This is a genomic window from Streptococcus sp. UMB0029, assembly GCF_002871495.1.
Classification (GTDB): Bacteria; Bacillota; Bacilli; order Lactobacillales; family Streptococcaceae; genus Streptococcus.
The window spans coordinates 148,499-153,339 of sequence record NZ_PNGD01000006.1 but is presented as its reverse complement, the minus strand read 5'-3'; the positions used below and the strand labels follow the sequence as shown (position 1 = coordinate 153,339).

At 37.4% G+C, this 4,841-nt stretch carries 5 protein-coding genes; all 5 read left to right on the top strand.

Annotation, left to right across the window (positions count from 1 at the left end):
- The first annotated feature begins 374 nt into the window (after positions 1–374).
- Positions 375–1,082 carry a thiol-disulfide oxidoreductase-associated membrane protein CcdA2 gene (gene ccdA2 / locus CJ239_RS05615; protein WP_102210824.1) on the top strand — a complete coding sequence of 236 codons (708 nt, stop codon included), beginning with the start codon at positions 375–377 and terminating at the stop codon, positions 1,080–1,082.
- 11 nt (positions 1,083–1,093) lie between these two features.
- Entirely contained in the window at positions 1,094–1,660 is a 567-nt protein-coding gene (gene sdbB, locus CJ239_RS05610) for a thiol-disulfide oxidoreductase-associated lipoprotein SdbB (protein WP_102210823.1), read from the top strand.
- A gap of 121 nt (positions 1,661–1,781) precedes the next feature.
- Entirely contained in the window at positions 1,782–3,173 is a 1,392-nt protein-coding gene (locus CJ239_RS05605) for an APC family permease (RefSeq protein WP_102210822.1), read from the top strand.
- Positions 3,174–3,469: 296 nt separating this feature from the next.
- On the top strand, positions 3,470–4,387 hold the full coding sequence (adcAII, locus tag CJ239_RS05595) for a zinc-binding lipoprotein AdcAII (protein ID WP_102210820.1): 918 nt from the start codon (positions 3,470–3,472) through the stop codon (positions 4,385–4,387).
- Positions 4,388–4,394: 7 nt separating this feature from the next.
- The coding region (locus tag CJ239_RS05590) for a pneumococcal-type histidine triad protein (protein ID WP_142366996.1) at positions 4,395–4,841 on the top strand (447 nt) is incomplete at its 3' end.

Here is a 4,841-nt window from a genome sequence, read left to right as displayed (position 1 = left end):
GAGTAGTTTTGTGATAGAATGTAATTGTTCCATATGAATCTTTCTAATGAGTTGTTTTGTCGCTTTTCATTATAGATCTTATGGGACTTTTTTTCTACAACAAAATAGGCTCCATAATATCCATAGGGGATTTACCCACTACAAATATTATAGAGCCTGAAAATCAAAGAGCAAACTAGGAAGCTAGCCGCAGGCTGTACTTGAGTACGGTAAGGCGACGCTGATGTGGTTTAAATTTGATTTTCGAAGAGTATAACTAGTGGCCGAAATGACTATTCATGTATAGGCTAATTCAATTTGCGTAGCAGAAATCATACAAATAAACTTGATTATAGTACAATAGGATATGAATTATTAAGAAAGTTGGTTCTTTATTGGAAACGATAGTATTTTCAATCTCCGTTTTTTTAGCAGGGGTCTTGTCTTTCTTTTCCCCTTGTATTTTTCCTCTGTTACCAGTTTATACTGGAATTTTGCTGGATGATCAGGAAAGCGCAAAAAGTTTTTCTTTGTTTGGGAGAAAGGTTCTCTGGTCAGGTTTGATTCGGACGCTTTGCTTTATCGCAGGTATTTCTCTTATTTTCTTTATTCTAGGATTTGGTGCTGGTTACTTTGGTAATATTCTCTATGCAAATTGGTTTCGATATGTTATGGGCACAATTATCATCATTTTAGGACTTCACCAGATGGAAATTTTTCATTTTAAGAAATTAGAGGTTCAAAAAAGCTTTACCTTTAAAAAATCAGATTCTAATCGTAATTGGTCAGCATTTTTACTTGGTATTACCTTTAGCTTTGGTTGGACGCCTTGTATTGGTCCAGTTTTAAGTTCTGTTTTAGCGCTTGCGGCTTCTGGAGGCAATGGTGCTTGGCAAGGAGCCATATATACTCTTATTTACACTCTAGGGATGGCTATTCCTTTCTTGGTCTTGGCTCTAGCTTCAGGTGTAGTGATGCCTTATTTTAGTAAAATCAAACGTCATATGATGCTACTAAAGAAAATTGGTGGTTTCCTTATTATTTTAATGGGAATTTTGTTACTATTAGGACAAGTAAATGTTCTAGCTGGAATTTTTGAATAAAGGAGAAAAAGATGAAAAAAATAATGTTTGCTGGTTTAAGCCTCTTGTCAGTAGTTGTATTGATGGCTTGTGGTGAGGAAGAAACTAAAAAGACTCAAGCTCCACAACAATCCCCAAAACAGCAGCAACAAACGTCCGTACAACAAATTGCTGTTGGAAAAGATGCTCCAGACTTCACTTTGCAGTCCATGGATGGTAAAGAAGTTAAGTTATCTGATTATAAGGGTAAAAAAGTCTATTTGAAGTTTTGGGCTTCCTGGTGTGGTCCATGTAAGAAAAGTATGCCAGAGTTGATGGAATTAGCTGCAAAACCAGATCGCGATTTTGAAATTCTTAGTGTCATTGCACCAGGAATTCAAGGTGAAAAAACTGTCGAGCAATTCCCACAATGGTTCCAAGATCAAGGTTATAAGGATATCCCAGTACTTTATGATACCAAAGCAACTACCTTCCAAGCTTATCAAATTCGAAGCATTCCTACAGAATACCTAATTGATAGTCAAGGAAAGATTGGAAAGATTCAATTTGGTGTTATCAGCAACGCGGATGCAGAAGCAGCATTTAAAGAAATGAACTAGAATAGATAAAAATCTGATTACAATATGTAGTCAGATTTTTTTAGAAAATTATTTTATAAATATTCACAAATATCCTATATTTATGGTAAAATAGAATCATCATTTTATTTTGGAGTGAGAGATGAATATATTTAGAACAAAAAATGTTAGTTTAGATAAAACGGAGATGCATAGGCATTTGAAGTTATGGGATTTGATTTTGCTGGGTATCGGAGCCATGGTAGGAACTGGTGTTTTTACAATAACAGGTACTGCAGCCGCGACTCTAGCGGGTCCAGCCCTAGTGATTTCAATTGTTATTTCTGCCTTGTGTGTGGGATTGTCAGCCCTCTTTTTTGCAGAATTTGCTTCACGAGTACCTGCTACAGGTGGTGCCTACAGTTATCTCTATGCTATCTTGGGAGAATTTCCAGCCTGGTTGGCTGGCTGGTTAACCATGATGGAATTCATGACAGCCATATCTGGTGTGGCTTCGGGTTGGGCAGCTTATTTTAAAGGCTTGCTCTCTCAATACGGGATAGCCCTTCCTCAGGCTTTAAATGGTACCTTTAATCCTCAAGCTGGCACGTTTGTTGATTTATTACCTATTCTTGTCTTAGTTTTAGTTACCTCGCTTGTTTTACTTAATGCCAAGGCTGCCTTACGCTTTAATTCTATTCTAGTGATTTTGAAATTTTCCGCTTTAGCTCTCTTTGTTTTAGTAGGAATCTGGCATATCAAACTTGATAATTGGAGTAATTTTGCTCCTTATGGTTTTGGACAAATCTATGGTGCTAGTACTGGTATTATGGCTGGTGCCTCCTTGATGTTCTTTGGATTTTTAGGCTTCGAATCCATCTCTATGGCTGTAGATGAAGTCAAGACTCCTCAAAAAAATATTCCTAGAGGAATTGTCTTATCGCTTTCTATCGTAACCATTCTTTATGCCTTGGTGACGCTTGTTTTGACTGGTGTTGTTTACTATAGTCATCTAAATGTCGATGATGCCGTTGCCTTTGCTCTTCGTAGCCTTGGGATTGGTTGGGCAGCTAACTATGTGTCATTAGTGGCTATCTTGACCTTGATTACGGTTTGTATCTCGATGACCTATGCCCTATCACGTATGATTTACAGTTTAGCACGTGACGGCTTAATGCCTGCTGTATTTAAAGAACTAACCAAGACAAGTAAGGTACCCAAAAATGCTACTATCTTGACAGGTCTAGCTTCAGCAGTAGCAGCAGGAATGTTCCCACTTGCTAGTATCGCAGCCTTCTTAAATATTTGTACCCTAGCCTACTTGATTATGCTAGCTTACGGCCTGATTCGCTTACGGAGAGAAAAGGGGATGCCCAAAGCTGGAGAATTTAAAACACCCTTGGTACCCTTATTACCAATTCTATCAATCATTATTTGTCTCTCATTTATGTTGCAGTATAATATGGAAACCTGGATTGCTTTCCTCATTGCTTTGTTGATAGGAAGTCTTATTTACTTTACTTATGGTTATAAGCATTCTACCATAGAAGAATAATACTCTTCGAAAATCTCTTCAAACCACGTCAGCTTCGCCTTGCCGTATATATGTGACTGACTTCGTCAGTCTTATCTACAACCTCAAAACAGTGTTTTGAGCAACCTACGGCTAGCTTCCTAATTTGCTCTTTGATTTTCATTGAGTATATAAAGTGAGAATCTGTTGAGTTGTTGAAATTCAGCAGATTTTTATATGTGAAAGAAATTTTCAAATTTTTTCTAAAAATAGCTTGACAGATTAATTTTTTAGGAGTAGAATGTTTACCAGTTAATTAAATAGTTAAGGGGTTGTTTATGAAGAAACAAAATTTATTTTTAGTATTGTTAAGTGTCTTTCTTTTGTGTTTAGGGGCTTGTGGTCAAAAGGAAAGCCAGACTGGGAAAGGGATGAAAATTGTAACCAGTTTTTACCCTGTCTATGCTATGGTCAAGGAAGTATCTGGAGATTTGAATAATGTTCGAATGATTCAGTCAAGTAGCGGAATTCACTCCTTTGAACCTTCAGCAAATGATATTGCAGCCATCTATGATGCAGATGTATTTGTCTACCATTCGCATACGCTCGAATCTTGGGCAGGAAGTCTGGATCCAAATCTCAAAAAATCCAAAGTTAAGGTTTTAGAGGCTTCTGAAGGAATGACATTGGATCGTGTCCCTGGTCTAGAAGATGTGGAAGCAGGTGATGGAGTTGATGAAAAAACGCTCTATGACCCTCACACTTGGCTAGATCCTGAAAAAGCTGGCGAAGAAGCCCAGATTATCGCTGACAAACTTTCAGAGATTGACAGTGAGCATAAAGAAACTTATCAGAAAAATGCGCAAGCCTTTATCAAAAAAGCTCAAGAATTGACTAAGAAATTCCAGCCTAAATTTGAAAAAGCGAGTCAGAAAACTTTTGTAACACAACATACAGCCTTTTCTTATCTAGCGAAGAGATTTGGACTTAATCAACTTGGTATTGCAGGCATCTCTCCTGAACAAGAACCAAGTCCACGACAACTTACAGAAATTCAGGAATTTGTTAAAACCTATAAGGTTAAGACGATTTTTACAGAAAGTAACGCTTCTTCAAAAGTAGCTGAAACTCTTGTCAAATCAACAGGTGTGGGTCTTAAAACTCTGAATCCTTTAGAGGCAGACCCACAAAATGACAAGACTTACCTAGAAAATCTTGAAGAAAATATGAGTGTTCTAGCAGAAGAATTAAAGTGAGAAAAGAATGAAAATCAATAAAAAATATGTAGCAGGTTCAGTGGTAGTCCTTGCCCTAAGTGTTTGTTCATATGAGCTTGGACGGTATCAAGCTGGTCATGTTAAGAAAGATTCTAATCGAGTTGCTTATATAGACGGTGATCAGGCTGGTCAAAAGGCAGAAAATTTGACACCTGATGAAGTCAGTAAAAAAGAAGGTATAAATGCCGAGCAAATCGTCATCAAGATTACGGATCAAGGTTATGTAACCTCTCATGGAGACCATTATCACTACTATAATGGCAAGGTTCCTTATGATGCTATCATCAGTGAAGAACTGCTTATGAAAGATCCGAATTATCAGTTGAAGGATGCAGACATTGTCAATGAAATCAAGGGTGGTTATGTGATTAAGGTAGACGGGAAATACTATGTTTACCTTAAGGATGCCGCCCATGCGGACAATATTCGGACA